The organism is Sphingomonas sp. NCPPB 2930 (genome assembly GCF_042867205.1).
In the GTDB taxonomy this organism is placed as follows: domain Bacteria; phylum Pseudomonadota; class Alphaproteobacteria; order Sphingomonadales; family Sphingomonadaceae; genus Sphingomonas.
On record NZ_JBHZQU010000014.1, the window covers coordinates 31,039 to 46,458 of the forward strand.

A 15,420-nucleotide genomic window follows, 5' to 3' on the forward strand; every position below is an offset into this window, starting at 1 on the left:
TAGGTGGACGACCAACCTGCCACCGGGATATCTCGCTGCGGGCGTGATGGATGCGGCGAGGGTCGTACAGAGATGATCCCGGTTTTCTGAACAGAAGGCTAACTTCATGATCAGCGCCTATGTTCGCAACATCATGGACGAACGCATTCAACCCTGTCCGAGGCTGCGGAGGCAATGGTTGTGGCGTTCCGGCGGCACACGCTGCTGCCGCTGGCCTGCCCCCGCGTAGGCGGGGGACTGCCTCTACGCCCTGCAACCGTCGCTCCCGCATCTGACGCGCTCAGCGCTGCACCGATGCCTCCAGCGGCACGGGATCTCCCGGCTGCCCGACATTGAAGGCGACAAACCGAAGCGGCAACGCTTCAAACGCTACCCGATCGGCTTCTTCCACATCGATATTGCGGAAGTGCAGACTGCCGAAGGCAAGCTCTACCTGTTCGTCGGCATAGACCGCACGAGCAAGTTCGCGGTCACTCAACTGGTCGACAAGGCTGACAGACGCACAGCGTGGGAGTTCCTCGAACATCTGCTGAAAGCCGTGCCGTACCGCATCCACACTATCCTGACCGACAATGGCATCCAGTTCGCCGAGCAGCCCCGCAACCGCAACACCGCCTGGTCCCGCCAAATGCGCTTCGATATGATCTGCGAGGCAAACGATATCGAGCACCGGCTCACCAAACCGAACCATCCGTGGACCAACGGACAAGTCGAGCGGATGAACCGGACCATCAAGGAGGCGACCATCAAACGCTTCCACTACGAGAGCCACGACCAGCTCCGGACGCACCTCGACGACTCATGGCCGCCTATAACTTTGCCCGCCGGCTCAAGACGCTCAGCGGGCTCACACCCTACGAATACATCGCCAAGATCTGGACGTCAGAGCCAGACCGGTTCATCGTCGACCCGATCCACCAGATGCCGGGACTGAACACCTAGATGCATGAATGGGAAGGTATCGAATGATCCGATGCGGCACCCAAAATTGAAAACCGGGTTCTACAGCGGTTAAATCCTGCCCCCGCAACCAACGCTATATCGCCACACGCCGCCCTCCAGGGCGGCGTTGTCGTTTAGGGCATACGCCACCAGCGACGCCACGCTCGCAACCAACTCCGCCTCTGGGCCATCGGCGAGTCCGGGTAGGTCGTCATGCTCTCGATAAGCCACGCACCGATGCATAAGCGGCAAAGCCGCGCATCTATCAGGTCCTCAGATGGCCGGAGCCGTCCTGAAGCAGCCAGAAACGGGTGTGTCGTTGCAGGCGCGGCAGGATCACCCATTGCAGGGTCGCGGTGAGCAGCAGGGACGAGGGGAGCAGTTGCAGGGGCAGGGGGGCCTCCTTCACCACCATGCGCACGCTCAGGCTGACGATCAGGAGGACCGGGAAGACCGTCAGCCATGTCGTCACGAAACGCTTCCACTTGCTGGCGCTGGCGTCGCTCGGCAATTCGAAGCGGACGGCGTCGCCGGTGCCGATCTGGTCAAGCGCGGTGGAATAGTCGTCGGCCATCACCGCATGCGCGACAAAGGCGGGGCTGTTGCGCCAGGCCTCGGCCGTGCCACGATCGTTGAAGCGGAAGAGGAGATGCTGAAAGCCCGCCGTCTGGCCCAGCCGGATGCTTGCGCGAAAGCCCGGTTCGGCGCGGGCCAGCCGATCCAGTTCGGCGGCCCATCGCTCGAAATCTTCCTCATGCCCCGCGCGGATAGCGCGGCTGGTCACGATGGTCGTGGTCTCTTCGGGATCGAGTGGCATGGCGGGGAGAACGCCCGGATGGCCGTCTCGTTTCTGCTCAAGCATCGGTGAGGGGCCATGCCGCACCCCCATGCGCCTGCGATGCGGAAGGCGCATGGGGGCGTGTCGCCATTTACCAGATATGGACCCGCTTTTCGGGCGTCAAGTAAAGCGCCTGCCCCGGCTGGACGTCGAAGGGCGCATACCAGGCGTCGAGGTTGCGGACCGTCAGGACCCGCCACGGCGCGGGCGCATGGACGTCGGTCGCGATCCGGGCGCGCAGCGCCTTGTCGCGCATCTTGGTCCGCCAGCTCTGCGCAAAGGCCAGGAAGAATCGCTGATCGCCGGTCAGCCCGTCGATCACCGGGGCGGGCTTGCCCCCGAGCGAGGCGCGATAGGCTTCGTAGGAGGCGGTGAGTCCGGCGACATCGGCGATATTCTCGCCCAGTTCCTGCTCGCCGTTGAGGTGGAGCCCGGGCAAGGCCTCATAGGCGTTGTATTGGGCGACCAGCGCCTGGCCCGCGCCCTCGAACCGCTTGAGGTCGGCAGGCGTCCACCAATTGTGCAGCCGCCCGGTCGAATCGAAATCGGCGCCCAGATTGTCGAAGCTGTGGCTGATCTCATGACCGATCACCGATCCGATCGCGCCGTAATTGGCCGCCGCGTCGAACCGGGGATCGAAATAAGGGCTCTCCAGGATCGCGGCCGGGAAGTTCAGCGCATTCTGAAGCGGCAGGTTGACCGCATTGACCGTCTGCGGCGTCATCCACCATTCGCCGCGATCGACCGGCTTGCCGAGCTTGGCGAGGTGATAGCGATAGAGCGACAGCCGCGCCCGTTGCGCATTGCCGACGGGATCGTCTGCGCGCACCGCGAAGGTCGGGTAATTCCACCAATGGTCGGGATAGCCGACCCCGACCTTGAGCACCGCCAGCTTGGCCCTCGCCTCCGCCTTGGTAGCGGGCGCCATCCAGTCGAGCGCGGCGATGCGGCGGTCGAAGGCGGCGACGATGTTCGTCACCATATGCTGGATCTCGACCTTGGACGAGGCCGGGAAGTAGCGGCGGGCATAGATTTTGCCCACCGCCTCGCCGAGCGCGCCATTGACCGCCGCGATGCCCCGCTTCTCGCGCGGTTGCTGTGCGGGCGTGCCGGTCAGCGTGCGGCCGTAAAAATCGAAGGACGCGTCGTCGATCGCTTTGGGCAGCGAGCCGGTGACCTGGTTGATCATGTGGAAGGCGAGCCAGTCCCGCCAGCTTTGCAGCGGCTCGCTGGCGACGAGCGCGGACAGCCTGGTGATCGCGCCGGGTTGCCAGGCGATGAAGTCGCGCTGGCTCGCGGGCACGCCCGCTGCCGTCCAGAATGCGGCCCAGTCCAGGCCCGGCGCGCGGGTGGCGAAGTCGGCGCGGGTCCAGGGATTGTCGCCCTTATGCGCATCCTGGCTGGCGATGATGTCGGCTTGGGCCGCCGCGATCTTCTGTTCGAGGGCGAAGATGCGGTCGGCGCGGGCTTGCGGATCGGACAGCCCGGCCAGTTGCAGCAACTGGCCCAGATAGGCGCGATAGGCGGTGCGAATCTCCGCCATCTCGGGCTTGTCGGACAGGTAATAGTCGCGGTCGGGAAGGCCGAGCCCGCCCTGCATCAGATAGGGGACATTGCGTGTCGGGTGGTTGAGGTCCTGGCTGACGAACAGGCCGAACAGGTCGTTGGTGCTGGCGTAATTGTTATTGTTGAACGGATCGGTGTCGGCGCGCATCGCGGCACCGATCGCGCGTGACAGGTCATGTCTGTCGCGGATCGCGGCGATCGCGGCCAGGCCGGGCTGGATCGGCTTGAGCCCGCGCGCCTCGATCCCGGCGGTATCGGTATAGGCGGCGTAATAGTCGGCGATCCGCTGTTCGTCGCTGCCCGGTGCGCCACGGGCGGCCGCGGCCCCCTTGATGATCGCGGCATTACGCGCCTCGGCGCGGAGCGAGACGTCGAGCCCGACGCCGATCGAGGAGCGATCGGCGGGAATCTGGGCGGTCTTGCGCCAGGTGCCATTGGCATAAGTGTCGAAATTGTCGCCGGGCCTGACCGCCCCGTCCATCAGCGCCTTGTCGACGCCCGAGAGGGCGCCGGTCTGGGCGACGGCAGCGGTGGAGGCGAGCAGGGCGAGCGAGAGCGCGAGGCGTTTCATGGTGTTTCCGGGTTCAGACAGTGTTGCTGACCGATGGAGCACGCCTTGCCCCGCTCCCGTCAAGGGGCCGCGACGAATGTGACACGGAAGACATGCTGGCGGGCTCCGCGCCCGTCGTCACGTCTGCCCCCGCGACGATGCCAGGAACCGGTCGGCGGTGCGCAGCGACAGCGCCATGATGGTCAGCGCGGGGTTGGCGGCCAGCGCGCTGGGGAAGATCGAATTGTCGCAGATCAGCAGGTTGGGAATGTCGAAGCTGCGGCCATCGGCATCGACCACCGCCTCGTCGCCATCGTCGCCCATGCGGCAGGTGCCGATGGTGTGGGCCGAGCGGTCGACCGCGAAGATGTCGCTGGCGCCCGCGGCGTTCCAGATGGCGGTCATGGTGCGCCGCGAATGCGCATCGATGGCGCGCTCGTTCGCCTGATAGCTGAAGTCGATCCGTGCCTTGCGCTGTCCGAAGGCGTCGGTTTCGTCCGACAGGGTCAGGCGGTTGTCGGGATGGGGCAGGCAGTCGCCATTGATGCCGATCCCCGCCATCCGGTTATAGTGGCGCAGCGTGTCCTGAAGCCGGTCCCCCCACATGCCCGCGCCCCGCGCCAGCCCGGTCGCCAGATTGACGGGCAGCACGCCTAGGCTCTGGATCAGATAGCCGCCCGCGAAATCCGCATCGCCGGGGCGCATCATGTCCTCGGTGATGATCGAGGAGGGGTAGCCGCGATTCATCCGCATCTCGGCGTCGAACCGGCCCCAGACCTGGGTGGCGACATGTGCCATGAAGTTGCGCCCGACCTGTCCGCTCGAATTGGCGAGGCCGAGGTTCAGCAGCAGGCGGGGCGTCTCCACCCCCCCCGCGCACAGGAACACCGCGCGGCAGCGCTGGCGGCGCTCCTCGCCGTCCTGGCGATAGACCACGGCGTCGATCCGCCCCTGATGGTCGCGTTCGAAGGACAATACGCGGCATCCGGCGCGAATCTCGGCGCCATGCGCGACGGCATAGGGGAGATAGCTGGTGTCCATGCTGGTCTTGGACGCGTTGCGGCATCCCTGGTGACAGGTGCCGCAATTCACGCAGGCCTGCCGCTGCCCCCAATAGGGCTGATCCCGGTCGCGCGACACCAGCGCGGCGGGCGCGTCGGTCGCGGTGATGCCCAGCGCCGCGCAGCCCCGCGCCATGGCGTCGGCCGACGCGTTGCGCGCCACCGGCGGATAGGCATAGCGGCGGCTGTCGTCCCACGGATAATGCGCCGGGCCGGAAACGCCGGTGAATGTCTCCACCTCCTCGATATAGGCGATCAGCTCGGCATGGGGGACGGGCCAGTCCGCGCCTTGTCCGGTCATCGTGCGGAGTTGCAGGTCGCGGGGATCGGGCCGGGGGCAGAAGGCGCCCCAGTGCAGCGTCGATCCGCCCACCCCCATGCCCGAATTGTTCGAGCCGAAGGCGGTGGGGTCGGCGCCGCCGCTCAGCCGCTCCTCCATCCAATAGATATTGGCGGCCACCTCGTCGGCGACATGCTCGTCGGGGCGAAAGGCGCGACCCGCCTCCAGCGCGACGACCGACAAGCCCGCCTTGGCGAGGCGCGCGGCCAGCGGCGCGCCGCCCGCGCCGGTGCCGATGACCACTGCGTCGACCATGTCATGCTCGGCATAAGGGGGGCGGCTCATGCGGTCGTCTCCGTGGCGTGCTGCCAGCGTTCGGCGTCGTTGGCGGCGGTGCGGGCATAGCCCTGTTTGCGGGGGCCATCGCCGCCGACCGCGAAGCCGTCATAGCCGATGGCGGCCATCGCGGCGGGCGAGGCCATCCATTGCCGCACGATCTCCGCGCGGACGTCCTGGAACCACAGGGCCATCTGGTCGGGCCTGAGCCGGTCAGGACCGGACGCCATATCGGCATATCCAGCGTCGATCCGCTTCAGCCATTCGGCCTGCGCCGCATGGTCCAGCGTGACGAACCCGCCGGTCAGCGCGTCGAGCGTGGCCAGTCCCTGTGCCCATGCCACCCGATCCGGCGGCAGGTCGGCGAAGCGCCAGCCATCGCCGGGGCCATGGACCGCCGCACCGACATGGCGGGCAAGGTCGCGATCGGCCCCCCGGTCGGGCAGGACATGCGCGATCATCGCCGCGACCAGGGCCAGCTGCGCGTCCGACCAGCCGCATTGGTCATCGGATACCGGCCGCGTCCGCTCCAGCATCGCGGCGCGGGCCCGGCGGCTGACCCGGTCGGAGCCCAGGATATGGACGAACCCGGCGGGAAGGATCGATGCGGCGAGCGAGGCGGCGTGATCGGCGATCAGCGCGGCCAGCGCCTCGGGCTGTTCATAGGGGATCAGGTGCGCGGCACCCTCGACCACGCGCATCTCGGCATGGCGATAATGCGGCCGGTTCAGCCGGGCCTGCGCCTCCTCGTCCAGATCGCCATCCTCCGCGCCCGCCACGATCAGCGCCGGGATGGTGATGGAGCCTGCCTGTCGGCTCCAATCCTCACGGCTGCCGCGCTCCAGCCAGCCCAGCCATGCCTCGCGGCTCGACCGACGGACATCGGCGATCGCCTGTTCGCGCAGCGGCGAGGGCAGCGGCCGGGCGGTGTTGGCGTCGACAAAGGTCTCGGCATCGGCCTGTCCGACCGGGCCGTCCGCCACCCAGCCGATCATCTGGGCGCGACGGTCATCGTCCATCGGCTCGGGGGCGGGCGGGGAGGCGGCGACCAGCACGACCCCGACGACACCGGCCAGCCCCTGCTCGCCCGCCTGCGCGCGCGCGGCGACCAGGGTGGCGATCTTGCCGCCCATGCTGTGCCCGACCAGGATGCACGCGGTCAGCCGGTGGCGGCGTATCGTGTCGGCCAGATCGTCCGCCATCGCGGTGACATCGGCATAGCCCTCGTCGCTTCGCGCACCGAACCCCGGCAGGTCGAGCGCGAGGCTGGGCAAGTGGCCGAGCTCGCGGCGCACCAGATCCCATTCCCCGCTGCTGGCGCCGAGTGCGTGAAGAAAAACCAATATGGGTTGGGTCATGCGGTCTCGCCCGGATAAATCCCATGCTGGACGTCGCAAAAGCCGGAGCGTTCCCGCCCAAAGCGACCGTATCGAAATTAATTTGGATCATGATCGCTGCGATTTTTGTTCCCGCAGGCTTGTCGATAATTTCATGGAACCCTGCGCGGGAACAAGCGCTTCGGAACGAAGATCATTACAGAGTGGAGTGACATCGTGACCGATACCGACCAGGCGCAGCCGCAGTACAAGATCGACTATCACGAAATCCAGCCGTTCGGCACGCTGAAAGACCTGCCGCTCGGCCTGTCCGAAAATGCTCGCAAGCAAAGCGTGTCGATCCTGAACCAGGTGCTGGCCGACACGATCATGCTGCGCGACCTGTACAAGAAGCATCATTGGCAGATGTCGGGTGCGACCTTCTATCAACTGCATCTGCTGCTCGACACCCATTATGAGAAGCAGGCCGAACTGGTCGACATGGTGGCCGAACGTATCCAGGCGTTGGGCGGTATCAGCATCGCGACGCCGCACGACGTGGCCGAGATGACCAAGATCCCGCGCCCGCCGCGTGGCCGCGAGGATGTGCCGACCATGCTCGCGCGGCTGCTCGAGGCGCACAAGATCGTTCTGGAACAGGCGCATGAGGGCGCCAAGACCGCCGATGAATCGGGCGACGACGGCACCAACGACCTGCTGGTCAGCGACATCATCCGCACCGGCGAGCCGCAGGTCTGGTTCATCGGCGAGCATCTCGCCGCGACCGAATTGCAGCGCGCGGACTGACCCGAACGACCGACGGAAAAAGGGTGAGGCGATGGCGGACCGTGATCTGGCGAATGGCATCGCCTCCACCGATCTGGAGGAAGGGCGGATCCTTGCCGGGGTCGTGGACGGACGGGACGTGGTCCTGGTCCGCCATCGGGGCCGTGTCTGCGCACTCTCGGGCATCTGCACCCATTTGAAGGCGCCGCTTGCCGACGGGATCGTCGCCGATGGCACGATCCGTTGCCCCTGGCATCATGCCCGTTTCGACGTGGAGACGGGCGAGGCGGTGGGCGCGCCTGCCTTTGCCCCGCTCGACCGCTTCACGGTGGTCGAGGAGCAGGGGCGGGTCCGGGTCGAGGGGCCCGCGCCACGGGGCGAGGCCGCGCCGGCGAAAACCGGGCGGAGGATCGGCCGGGTCGTCATCGTCGGTGGCGGCGGCGCGGGCCATGCCTGTGCCGAGATGCTGGCGCGACACGGCGCGGATGCAACGGTGACGCTCCTGTCGGACGAGCCGGACGCGCCCTATGATCGCACCTTCTGTTCCAAACAATATCTGGCGGGCAAGGCGGAGCGCGACGACACCGCGCTCCCGCCGCCGGGCGAGGGGGTGACGCTGCGGACCGGGGTGGCGGTGACGCGGATCGACCGCGATGCCGGGGCGGTCGTGCTCGGTGACGGCGAGCGTGTGGCCTATGACATTCTGATCCTGGCGACCGGATCGGCCGCCGTCCTGCCCGACTTCTACGGCGCGAACCGGGACGATGTGCATGTCGTGCGAGGCCTGGCCGATGCCGACCGGCTGATCGCCGCGCTGGCAGGCGCGGCGCGTGCGATCGTCATCGGTTCGAGCTATGTCGGGCTGGAGGTCGCCGCCTCGCTGGTCGCGCGCGGTCTGGAAGTGGCGGTGGTGTCCGACGCCGACCTGCCGCTGGAAAAGACCGCCGGGCCGGAAGTCGGCGCGATGATCCGCGATCTCCACCAGTCCAAGGGCGTGACCTTCCACCTCAACCGCCGCGTCGCGCGCTGGGACGGGCATGCCGCGACGCTCGACGACGGCAGCCGGGTCGAGGGCGATCTGCTGGTCGCCGGTGTTGGTGCCACGCCCCGAACCGAGCTGGCCGAGGCGGCCGGGCTGACGCTCGCCGCCAAGGAAGCGGGGGGCGGGGTGCAGGTCGATGGCTGCCTACGTACCTCCGACCCGGCCATCCATGCGATCGGCGACATCGCCAGCGTGCCCGATCCCCGGCTGGGCCATCCGATCCGCGTCGAGCATTGGGTGGTCGCACAGCGCATGGGCCAATGGCTCGCCCGGCATCTGATGGGCGAGGGCGAAGCGGAATATGCCGAGGTGCCGTTTTTCTGGTCGGGCCATTACGACCTCAGTCTGCGCTATGTCGGCCATGTCGCATCGACCGAAGATCGGGCGATCGACGGTGACGTTGCCGGACGGGACTTCGTGGTGTCCTTTGCCGAGGAGGGGCGCGAGCGGGCGGTCCTGACCGCCGGGCGCGATGTTCTGGCGCTGGAAAAGGAACATGGCTGGGAGCGCGACTAAGTCGGATCGCCATTCAGCATTGCGTCTTCTTCCCCCCTCTCCCCTGGACAGGGGAGAGGGTTAGCGAAGCTTGCCAGCCTGCTGGCTAGCGCAGCTTGGGTGAGGGGTTGAGCGAGCCCAGAGGCTCGCGCGCTCGCTTCGCGAGCGCCCACCCCTCACCCAGCTCCGACTAAGCCTTTGCTCTCGCAAAGGCCAAGTCTGCGCAACCCTCTCCCCTCTGCGAGGGGCGAGGGAAGGAAAGGCATCGTTGAATAGGATTGGCCCCGGCGCGCGCTACCCCAGCGCCAGCATCCAGAGGCTTTCCCCGCCGGTCACGAACAGCCGCCGCTCGTCGGTGTCGAAGGCGCAGTTGCTGCACAGGTGCGGCGTGGGGATGGTCGCGAGGTGCCGGGCTTCGGCATCGAACAGCTCGACACCGATTTCCGAACTGCTCCACAGCCAGCCGCGCCGGTCGACGGTGAAGCCATCGGGAATGCCCTGCGGCACGCGGGCGAACAGCCTGCGGTTCGACAGGGTATCGCCATGCCGGTCGAATGCGAAGATCGCGACCTCGCCCTCGCCATGTTCGGGGGTCTCCGAGGCATAGAAAATGCGGCCGTCGGGCGAGAAGGCCAGGCCATTGGGTTGCGCCATGTCGATGACGCGCACCGCCGTCCCGTCCGCGCCGATCCGGCAGATCGCGGTGCGCCCGCTCTCGGGCCGGCCGGGCACGCCTTGCCTGGGGTTTTCCAGGCCGAAGGTCGGGTCGCTGAACCAGATCGAACCGTCATCGGCGACGGCCAGATCATTGGGCGCATTGAGCCGCTGGCCCTGCGCCTGGGTGGTGATCGGCGTCGGGATGCCGGTGCCGTCCGAGCGGCTGATCGCGCGGCGGCCATGCTCGCAATGGACGAGGCCGCCGTCCGCGGCGACCGCATTGCCGTTGATGAACGGCGTCGCGTCGAGCAGCACGTCGACCGCGCCATCCTCGCGCCAGCCGAGCACCCGGCGGCCGACAATGTCGCTCCACACCAGCGTCCGCGCGCGCGGCCACCAGACCGGCCCCTCGCTCCAACTCGCCTGATCGTAGAGGGTGAAGAGCCGCGCCTCGCCCAGCACCTCCCGCGCGGCGGCATGGTAGATGCGGATCGGGGCGGCCTCGGTCGGCTCGGGCGGTCCCGGCGGACGCAGGCGCGCGGGTGTCAGCAAGGGGGGAGGATCGCCCGTCATGCGCCGAACGGATCGCGCGTCTGCGCAGCGGGCGAGGTCGCGAACTGGATCATGATCTGGAAACAGGGCTCGTCGCCGATCTGGCCGGAGCGGTGGCCCTTGCCATCGGTGGTGTCCTGATCCTGGCCGAAATGGATGTCGCCCGGCCCCATCTCGACCCGGTTGCCGTCCATCGTCTCGATGAACCAGCGGCCGCGCAGCGGGATGACCCATTGCGGGCTGGGGCTTTCGTGCCAATCGCCGGTCCAGCCGACCGGCAAGACGGCGAAGTTGATCGCGGCGACCTCGCCGGGAAAGGGGCGCATCCATTGCGGCGATGCCTTGCCCCCGACGCTCTTCATCCCGAACCCGGTCATCCGCGACAGGTCGATGCGGCTGGTGCCGTCGATGGCGGTCCACATGTTCAGGAAGGGCAGGACCGGGGGGCGGTCGGCATCGGTGCCGTCATTGTCCAGCGGAACGCGGCTCGGCAGGTCGGTCATCATCGTCTCCCCTCCATGCGCGGCGGCGGACCCGTCCGGGGCACGCCGACCGCGTCGATGCCGGATCAACCGAATGGTCGACGCCGCGTTCCGGCGCGGTGAATTATCGGTCATCCATCGCCGGCGATCTTGATTCCACCGACGCCCGGCCGATGTTCCGGTCGCATCACTGGAGTGCCCCGATGAACGCCGAAGAACGCACCCTTCTCACCCGTTTCCTCGATGAGCTGGCCGCCGCGCGGACCAGCGCCAAGGATGGCGAGGCCGAGGCGATGATCGCCCGCACGCTGTCATCCAATCCGGATGCGGCCTATCTGCTGGTCCAGCATGCGATCGTCGCCGACCAGTCGCTCCACGCCGCGCAACAGCGCATCGCCGAGCTGGAACGCCAGCAGCCGCAATACGCCCCGGCCCCGTCCGGCAGCAGCTTCCTGCCGCAGGGCGCGGGCGGCCCCTGGCGCGCGCGGCCGCAGGATAGCTATGCGCCGCCCCCGCCCGAGGCCCGGCCGGGCGTCTTCTCCGGCGGCGGCGGGCTCGGCAGCTTCCTGCGCAGCGCGGGCACGACGGCGGCCGGGGTGGTCGGCGGCCAGATGCTGTTTTCCGGCCTGTCGGACATGTTCGGCCACCAGGGCGGCGGCGGCCTGTTCGGCGGCGGTGGCGGTCAGGGCTTCATGGAGCGGCCCGAGAATATCACTATCAACAATTACGGGGATGATGACGACCGCCGCTTCGACGATGGCGGAATGGACAATAGCGGCGATTTCGACCCGTCGGACGATTACTGACGCTGCGCCCCGGCGGACGGCACCGGCCCTACCGGCTCCGTCCGCCGTCGTTCAGGCGGCAAGCGCATAGTGGCGGCAATGGTCCAGATAGCCCGCCTCGTGCCGCCCCGCGAGCGACACGACGCTCTCCCACAGCCAGGAGGGCGTGTCGACGGCACCGCCCCGGTCGGCGTCGAGCATCGTCAGCCAGTCGGCCCTGGCCCGATCGTCCAGCTGGCGGCCATGCGCCTTGCCCACGACGAAGGCGAGATGGCGGGCGGCGCGCACCGCCTCGCCTTGGCTGAACTGGTCGACCTCCAGCTTCAGGTCCTGCGGCGTCAGCTCGCGGATGAACAACGAACGGTCGAGCATCCGCACCGGCATCATCCGCTGCCCCAGATGGGGTGACAGCGCGCGGGCGGCGGCGGCGACCCGTTCGGCATTGTCGCGCGGCATTGTCGCGCGGGCGGCCGCGGGGGCGAGCGGATCGGTCGCTTCCTTCAGGTCGACCAGCGCATAGGTCCATTGGCCCTTGCCGCCCTTCAGCCCGACGATCGCGGCATAGCGCAGCAGCCCCAGCGAGCTGCACCCCTTCATCCAATAGGCGGCATCGACCAGCCGCACCTCGCGCTCCTTCGACTTGCCCTTCAGCGCCAGCACCAGCGCGGCGACGCGTTCGTCCTCGAACAGATGCTCCAGCGCGTCCCGTTCCTCGGGCGCGAGTTCCCAGAATTTCTTGCCCAGCGGGATGCGCGGCTCGACCGCGTCCAGCCGCTCCCTGGCGAGGTGGCGCCAGCGGCGGCCCAGCGCGGCGCGCTCGACGCTGCGCACCACATCCGATTCGTCGCCGGGATCGCCACCGGGGTCGCGGATCGCGGCGGCATAGCCGTCGACCATCTCCTCCAGCATCCGCATCGTCACCACGCCCGGCAGGTCCGATCCCCGCGCCGCCGTGGCGAGCGACAGCCCCAGCCTTATCAGATCGTGCGCCGGATTGCCGATCACCGCCTGGTCGAGATCGCGAATCTGGATCTCCACCTGTCCTGCGCCGTTCGCCAGCGGCCCCAAATTGCCCAGATGGCAGTCGCCGCAAATCCAGATGGCGGGCCCCTGCGGCACTCGTGCCGCGACCGGCGACGCCGCCAGCCATTCATAGAATTTCGCGGTGTTGCCCCGCACATAGGCGTGGGCGGAACGCGCCATTTTCAGCGTGCGGCGATGGTCGAGGATGGCGTGGCGTTCGGCGGGAAGGGGCATCGATCGGGGGCACCTGACAGGAGGGATTCTCTTTCAAACGCCGCCCGCCGCCGAAAGTAACAAAATGTTGCTGGCGGGCGGGGCAGGCGGCGGGGCGACGTCCTGCCCCGCATCATGCCCCGCCGCGCCGGTCAGCGGATCAGGTCGAAGGTCCCATGCGCGCCCTCGTCCTGCGCGGAGGGGGCGATCCACACGTCGAAGGTGCCGGGCTCGACGGTGGGGCGCAGGTCCCGGCCCAGAAACTCCAACTGGGGACGGGTCAGCGTGAAGCTCACGACCTCGCTCTGGCCGGGGGCGAGCGCGACCTTGCGGAACGCCTTCATCTCGCGCACCGGCCGGGTGATGCTGGCCACGCGGTCGCGGATATAGAGCTGGACCACCTCCTCGCAGGGGCGGGTGCCGCCGTTGGTGACGGTGGCGGACACCGTGATCCGCCCGTCCCAGGGCAGGCTGGCGGGCACCTGCGCCGCGCCGTAGGAGACCTTGCCATAGGTCAGGCCATGGCCGAACGGATAGAGCGCCGCGTTGGGCGCGGTGCGCCACTGGGTCTTGTAGGGGACGCGCGGCCCCTCCGGCGCAGGGCGGCCGGTGGCCTTGTGCGCGTAATAATAGGGTTCCTGCCCGCTTTCGTGCGGAAAGCTGAGCGGCAGGCGGCCCGACGGCCCGACCTTGCCGAACAGGATGTCGGCAATGGCATGGCCGGTCTCGGAGCCGAGGAACCAGGTGACGAGGATCGCGGGCGCGTCCTTCACCGCGCCCTCCAGCGCAAGGCCGCGCCCGTTCTTGAGCAGGACGACGATGGGCTTGCCGGACGGTTTCACCGCCTGGGCGACCGCTTCGGCCAATGCCATCTGCGGCGCGGGCACGGTGATCGAGGTGCGCGACTGCGCCTCGCCCGACATGACCTCGCTCTCGCCGATCGCCAGCACGACCACGTCCGCCGCTTGCGCCGCCGCGACCGCCGCCTCGATCCCGCCGGGCAGCGCCTGCTCGACGCCCGAGCCCGGCGTCACCGTCACGTTCTTCGCGCCCGCATCGCGCAGGCCGGTCACCAGGTCGATCGCCTGGTTGTTGTCGCCGTAAACGACCCATGGCCCGTTCAGGTCGTGCTGGCCGCTGGCAAAGGGACCGATCAGCGCGATCCGGCGATTGGGGTCGAGCGGCAGCAGGTCGCCGTCGTTCTTCAGCAGCACCATCGCCTTCTGCGCCGCCTCGCGCGACAGGGCCAGGGCCGCCTTGGTGCGCGACCGCGCGGTTTCGCGCTTGCGGTCGATCCGGCGGAAGGGATCGTCGAACAGCCCCAGCATCTGCTTGACCGCCAGCACGCGGCGGACCGAGCGGTCGAGCACCTCCTGCGGCACCGCGCCCTCGCGCACCAGCTCGGGCAGGTACAGCGCATAGAGGTTGGACTGCATGCTCATGTCGACCCCCGCCAGGAAGGCGAGGCGCGCGGCATCCTTGCCGTCCTTGGCGAAGCCCGCCGCGATCATCTCCTCGTCGCCGGTATAGTCGGACACGATGATGCCGGGGAATTTCCACTCGTCGCGCAGCACCTGCTTCATCAGCCAGGGATTGCCGGTCGAGGGGATGCCGTCGATCTCGTTGAACGAGGCCATGCCGCTCATCGCGCCCGCATCGAACCCGGCCTTGTAGGGCGGCAGATAGACCTCGCGCAGCGTGCGTTCGGACAGGTCGACGATATTATAGTCGAGCCCGCTCTCGCCCGCGCCGTAGGCCGCGAAATGCTTGATGCAGGCCATGACCGCATCGTCGGCGGACAGGCTCTTGCCCTGGAATCCCTTCACGCGCGCGGCGGCGAACAGGTTGCCGAGCAGCACGTCCTCGCCCGCGCCCTCCATGGTGCGGCCCCAGCGCTGGTCGCGCGCGATGTCGACCATCGGGAAGAAGGTCCAGTCGATGCCCGCCGCCGCCGCCTCGAACGCGGCCATCCGCGCGGTCCGCATGGCCAGGTCGGGCTCGAAGCTGGCCGCCTCGGCGACGGGCACCGGAAAGATGGTGCGATGGCCATGGATCACGTCGGCGGCGAAGATCAGCGGAATCTTCAGCCGCGAATTGCGCATCACCGCGCCCTGCATCCGCCGCGCCATTTCCGCGCCATTGCCGTTGAACACGCCGGTCAGCTTGCCCGCGACCGCATCGGCCAGCTGCCCCTCGAAGCTGGGGCCGTTCGACGGCGGGTTGAGAGCGGTGGCGACGCCGCCGCCCCAGGCCGCCGCGTTCAGCTGGAGCTGCCCCGCCTTTTCTTCCAGCGTCATGCGCGCCAGGATCGCCTCGACCGAGGCGGGCAGCGCGACGCCGTCGCCTTGCGCAAGCAGCGCGCGCGCCGGGCTGGCCGCCCAGGCCGCCACCGCGCCTGCGCCGAGCAGCGCTGCACGCCGCGAGATTCTGGTGTCGGACATTGGCGATTCTCCCCTAGGATATGGCGAATGCTCGCGGCCCTTCGGGCTTCTGCAT

11 protein-coding genes and 1 pseudogene are annotated in these 15,420 nt (G+C 68.3%); 4 read left to right on the plus strand and 8 right to left on the minus strand.

Translation table 11 applies throughout. The features are described 5' to 3' along the window. Positions 1 to 147: 147 nt before the first annotated feature. Positions 148 to 942, plus strand: a pseudogene (locus ACFX59_RS14680) (IS481 family transposase); the annotation flags it as partial. A gap of 265 nt (positions 943 to 1,207) precedes the next feature. Here ACFX59_RS14680 and ACFX59_RS14685 read toward each other — a convergent pair. From ACFX59_RS14685 to ACFX59_RS14700, 4 genes are all read right to left on the minus strand, one after another. Beyond that, positions 1,208 to 1,804: an antibiotic biosynthesis monooxygenase gene (locus ACFX59_RS14685; RefSeq protein WP_387433145.1), complete on the minus strand. Its 597-nt coding sequence runs from the start codon at positions 1,802 to 1,804 to the stop codon at positions 1,208 to 1,210. 67 nt (positions 1,805 to 1,871) lie between these two features. After that, complete coding sequence (locus ACFX59_RS14690) at positions 1,872 to 3,917, minus strand: M13 family metallopeptidase (RefSeq protein ID WP_387433147.1); 2,046 nt, start codon at positions 3,915 to 3,917, stop codon at positions 1,872 to 1,874. Between the two features lie 117 nt (positions 3,918 to 4,034). Further along, positions 4,035 to 5,582 carry a GMC family oxidoreductase gene (locus tag ACFX59_RS14695; protein WP_387433149.1) on the minus strand — a complete coding sequence of 516 codons (1,548 nt, stop codon included), beginning with the start codon at positions 5,580 to 5,582 and terminating at the stop codon, positions 4,035 to 4,037. Beyond that, on the minus strand, positions 5,579 to 6,931 hold the full coding sequence (locus ACFX59_RS14700; protein WP_387433152.1) for an alpha/beta fold hydrolase: 1,353 nt from the start codon (positions 6,929 to 6,931) through the stop codon (positions 5,579 to 5,581). The genes ACFX59_RS14695 and ACFX59_RS14700 overlap by 4 nt, the downstream gene beginning before the upstream one ends. 195 nt (positions 6,932 to 7,126) lie before the next feature. Between ACFX59_RS14700 and ACFX59_RS14705 the strand changes: the two genes are divergently transcribed. Next, positions 7,127 to 7,696, plus strand: coding sequence for a Dps family protein (locus ACFX59_RS14705; RefSeq protein WP_387433154.1), 570 nt, complete (start codon positions 7,127 to 7,129; stop codon positions 7,694 to 7,696). A 31-nt stretch (positions 7,697 to 7,727) separates the two neighbouring features. Then, positions 7,728 to 9,233, plus strand: a complete 1,506-nt coding sequence (locus ACFX59_RS14710; RefSeq protein ID WP_387433156.1) for an FAD-dependent oxidoreductase — start codon at positions 7,728 to 7,730, stop codon at positions 9,231 to 9,233. Positions 9,234 to 9,506: 273 nt separating this feature from the next. Here the strand turns inward: ACFX59_RS14710 and ACFX59_RS14715 are convergent, their stop codons facing one another. Continuing rightward, a complete protein-coding gene (locus ACFX59_RS14715) occupies positions 9,507 to 10,421 on the minus strand; it encodes an SMP-30/gluconolactonase/LRE family protein (RefSeq protein WP_387433159.1) in 915 nt (304 codons plus the stop codon). Between the two features lie 17 nt (positions 10,422 to 10,438). After that, complete coding sequence (locus ACFX59_RS14720; RefSeq protein ID WP_354296519.1) at positions 10,439 to 10,927, minus strand: hypothetical protein; 489 nt, start codon at positions 10,925 to 10,927, stop codon at positions 10,439 to 10,441. Between the two features lie 179 nt (positions 10,928 to 11,106). Between ACFX59_RS14720 and ACFX59_RS14725 the strand changes: the two genes are divergently transcribed. Further along, positions 11,107 to 11,709 carry a DUF2076 domain-containing protein gene (locus tag ACFX59_RS14725; RefSeq protein ID WP_387433161.1) on the plus strand — a complete coding sequence of 201 codons (603 nt, stop codon included), beginning with the start codon at positions 11,107 to 11,109 and terminating at the stop codon, positions 11,707 to 11,709. Positions 11,710 to 11,760: 51 nt separating this feature from the next. Here the strand turns inward: ACFX59_RS14725 and ACFX59_RS14730 are convergent, their stop codons facing one another. Then, on the minus strand, positions 11,761 to 12,945 hold the full coding sequence (locus ACFX59_RS14730; RefSeq protein ID WP_387433164.1) for a DUF2252 family protein: 1,185 nt from the start codon (positions 12,943 to 12,945) through the stop codon (positions 11,761 to 11,763). A 131-nt stretch (positions 12,946 to 13,076) separates the two neighbouring features. After that, entirely contained in the window at positions 13,077 to 15,365 is a 2,289-nt protein-coding gene (locus ACFX59_RS14735; protein ID WP_387433167.1) for a glycoside hydrolase family 3 N-terminal domain-containing protein, read from the minus strand. Positions 15,366 to 15,420 lie beyond the last annotated feature (55 nt).

Coding starts and splice junctions, on each gene's coding strand:
- ACFX59_RS14685 (WP_387433145.1), bottom strand. CDS start 1,804: ATGCTTGAGCAGAAACGAGACGGCCATCCGGGCGTTCTCCCCGCCATG.
- ACFX59_RS14690 (WP_387433147.1), bottom strand. CDS start 3,917: ATGAAACGCCTCGCGCTCTCGCTCGCCCTGCTCGCCTCCACCGCTGCC.
- ACFX59_RS14695 (WP_387433149.1), bottom strand. CDS start 5,582: ATGAGCCGCCCCCCTTATGCCGAGCATGACATGGTCGACGCAGTGGTC.
- ACFX59_RS14700 (WP_387433152.1), bottom strand. CDS start 6,931: ATGACCCAACCCATATTGGTTTTTCTTCACGCACTCGGCGCCAGCAGC.
- ACFX59_RS14710 (WP_387433156.1), top strand. CDS start 7,728: ATGGCGGACCGTGATCTGGCGAATGGCATCGCCTCCACCGATCTGGAG.
- ACFX59_RS14720 (WP_354296519.1), bottom strand. CDS start 10,927: ATGATGACCGACCTGCCGAGCCGCGTTCCGCTGGACAATGACGGCACC.
- ACFX59_RS14725 (WP_387433161.1), top strand. CDS start 11,107: ATGAACGCCGAAGAACGCACCCTTCTCACCCGTTTCCTCGATGAGCTG.
- ACFX59_RS14730 (WP_387433164.1), bottom strand. CDS start 12,945: ATGCCCCTTCCCGCCGAACGCCACGCCATCCTCGACCATCGCCGCACG.
- ACFX59_RS14735 (WP_387433167.1), bottom strand. CDS start 15,365: ATGTCCGACACCAGAATCTCGCGGCGTGCAGCGCTGCTCGGCGCAGGC.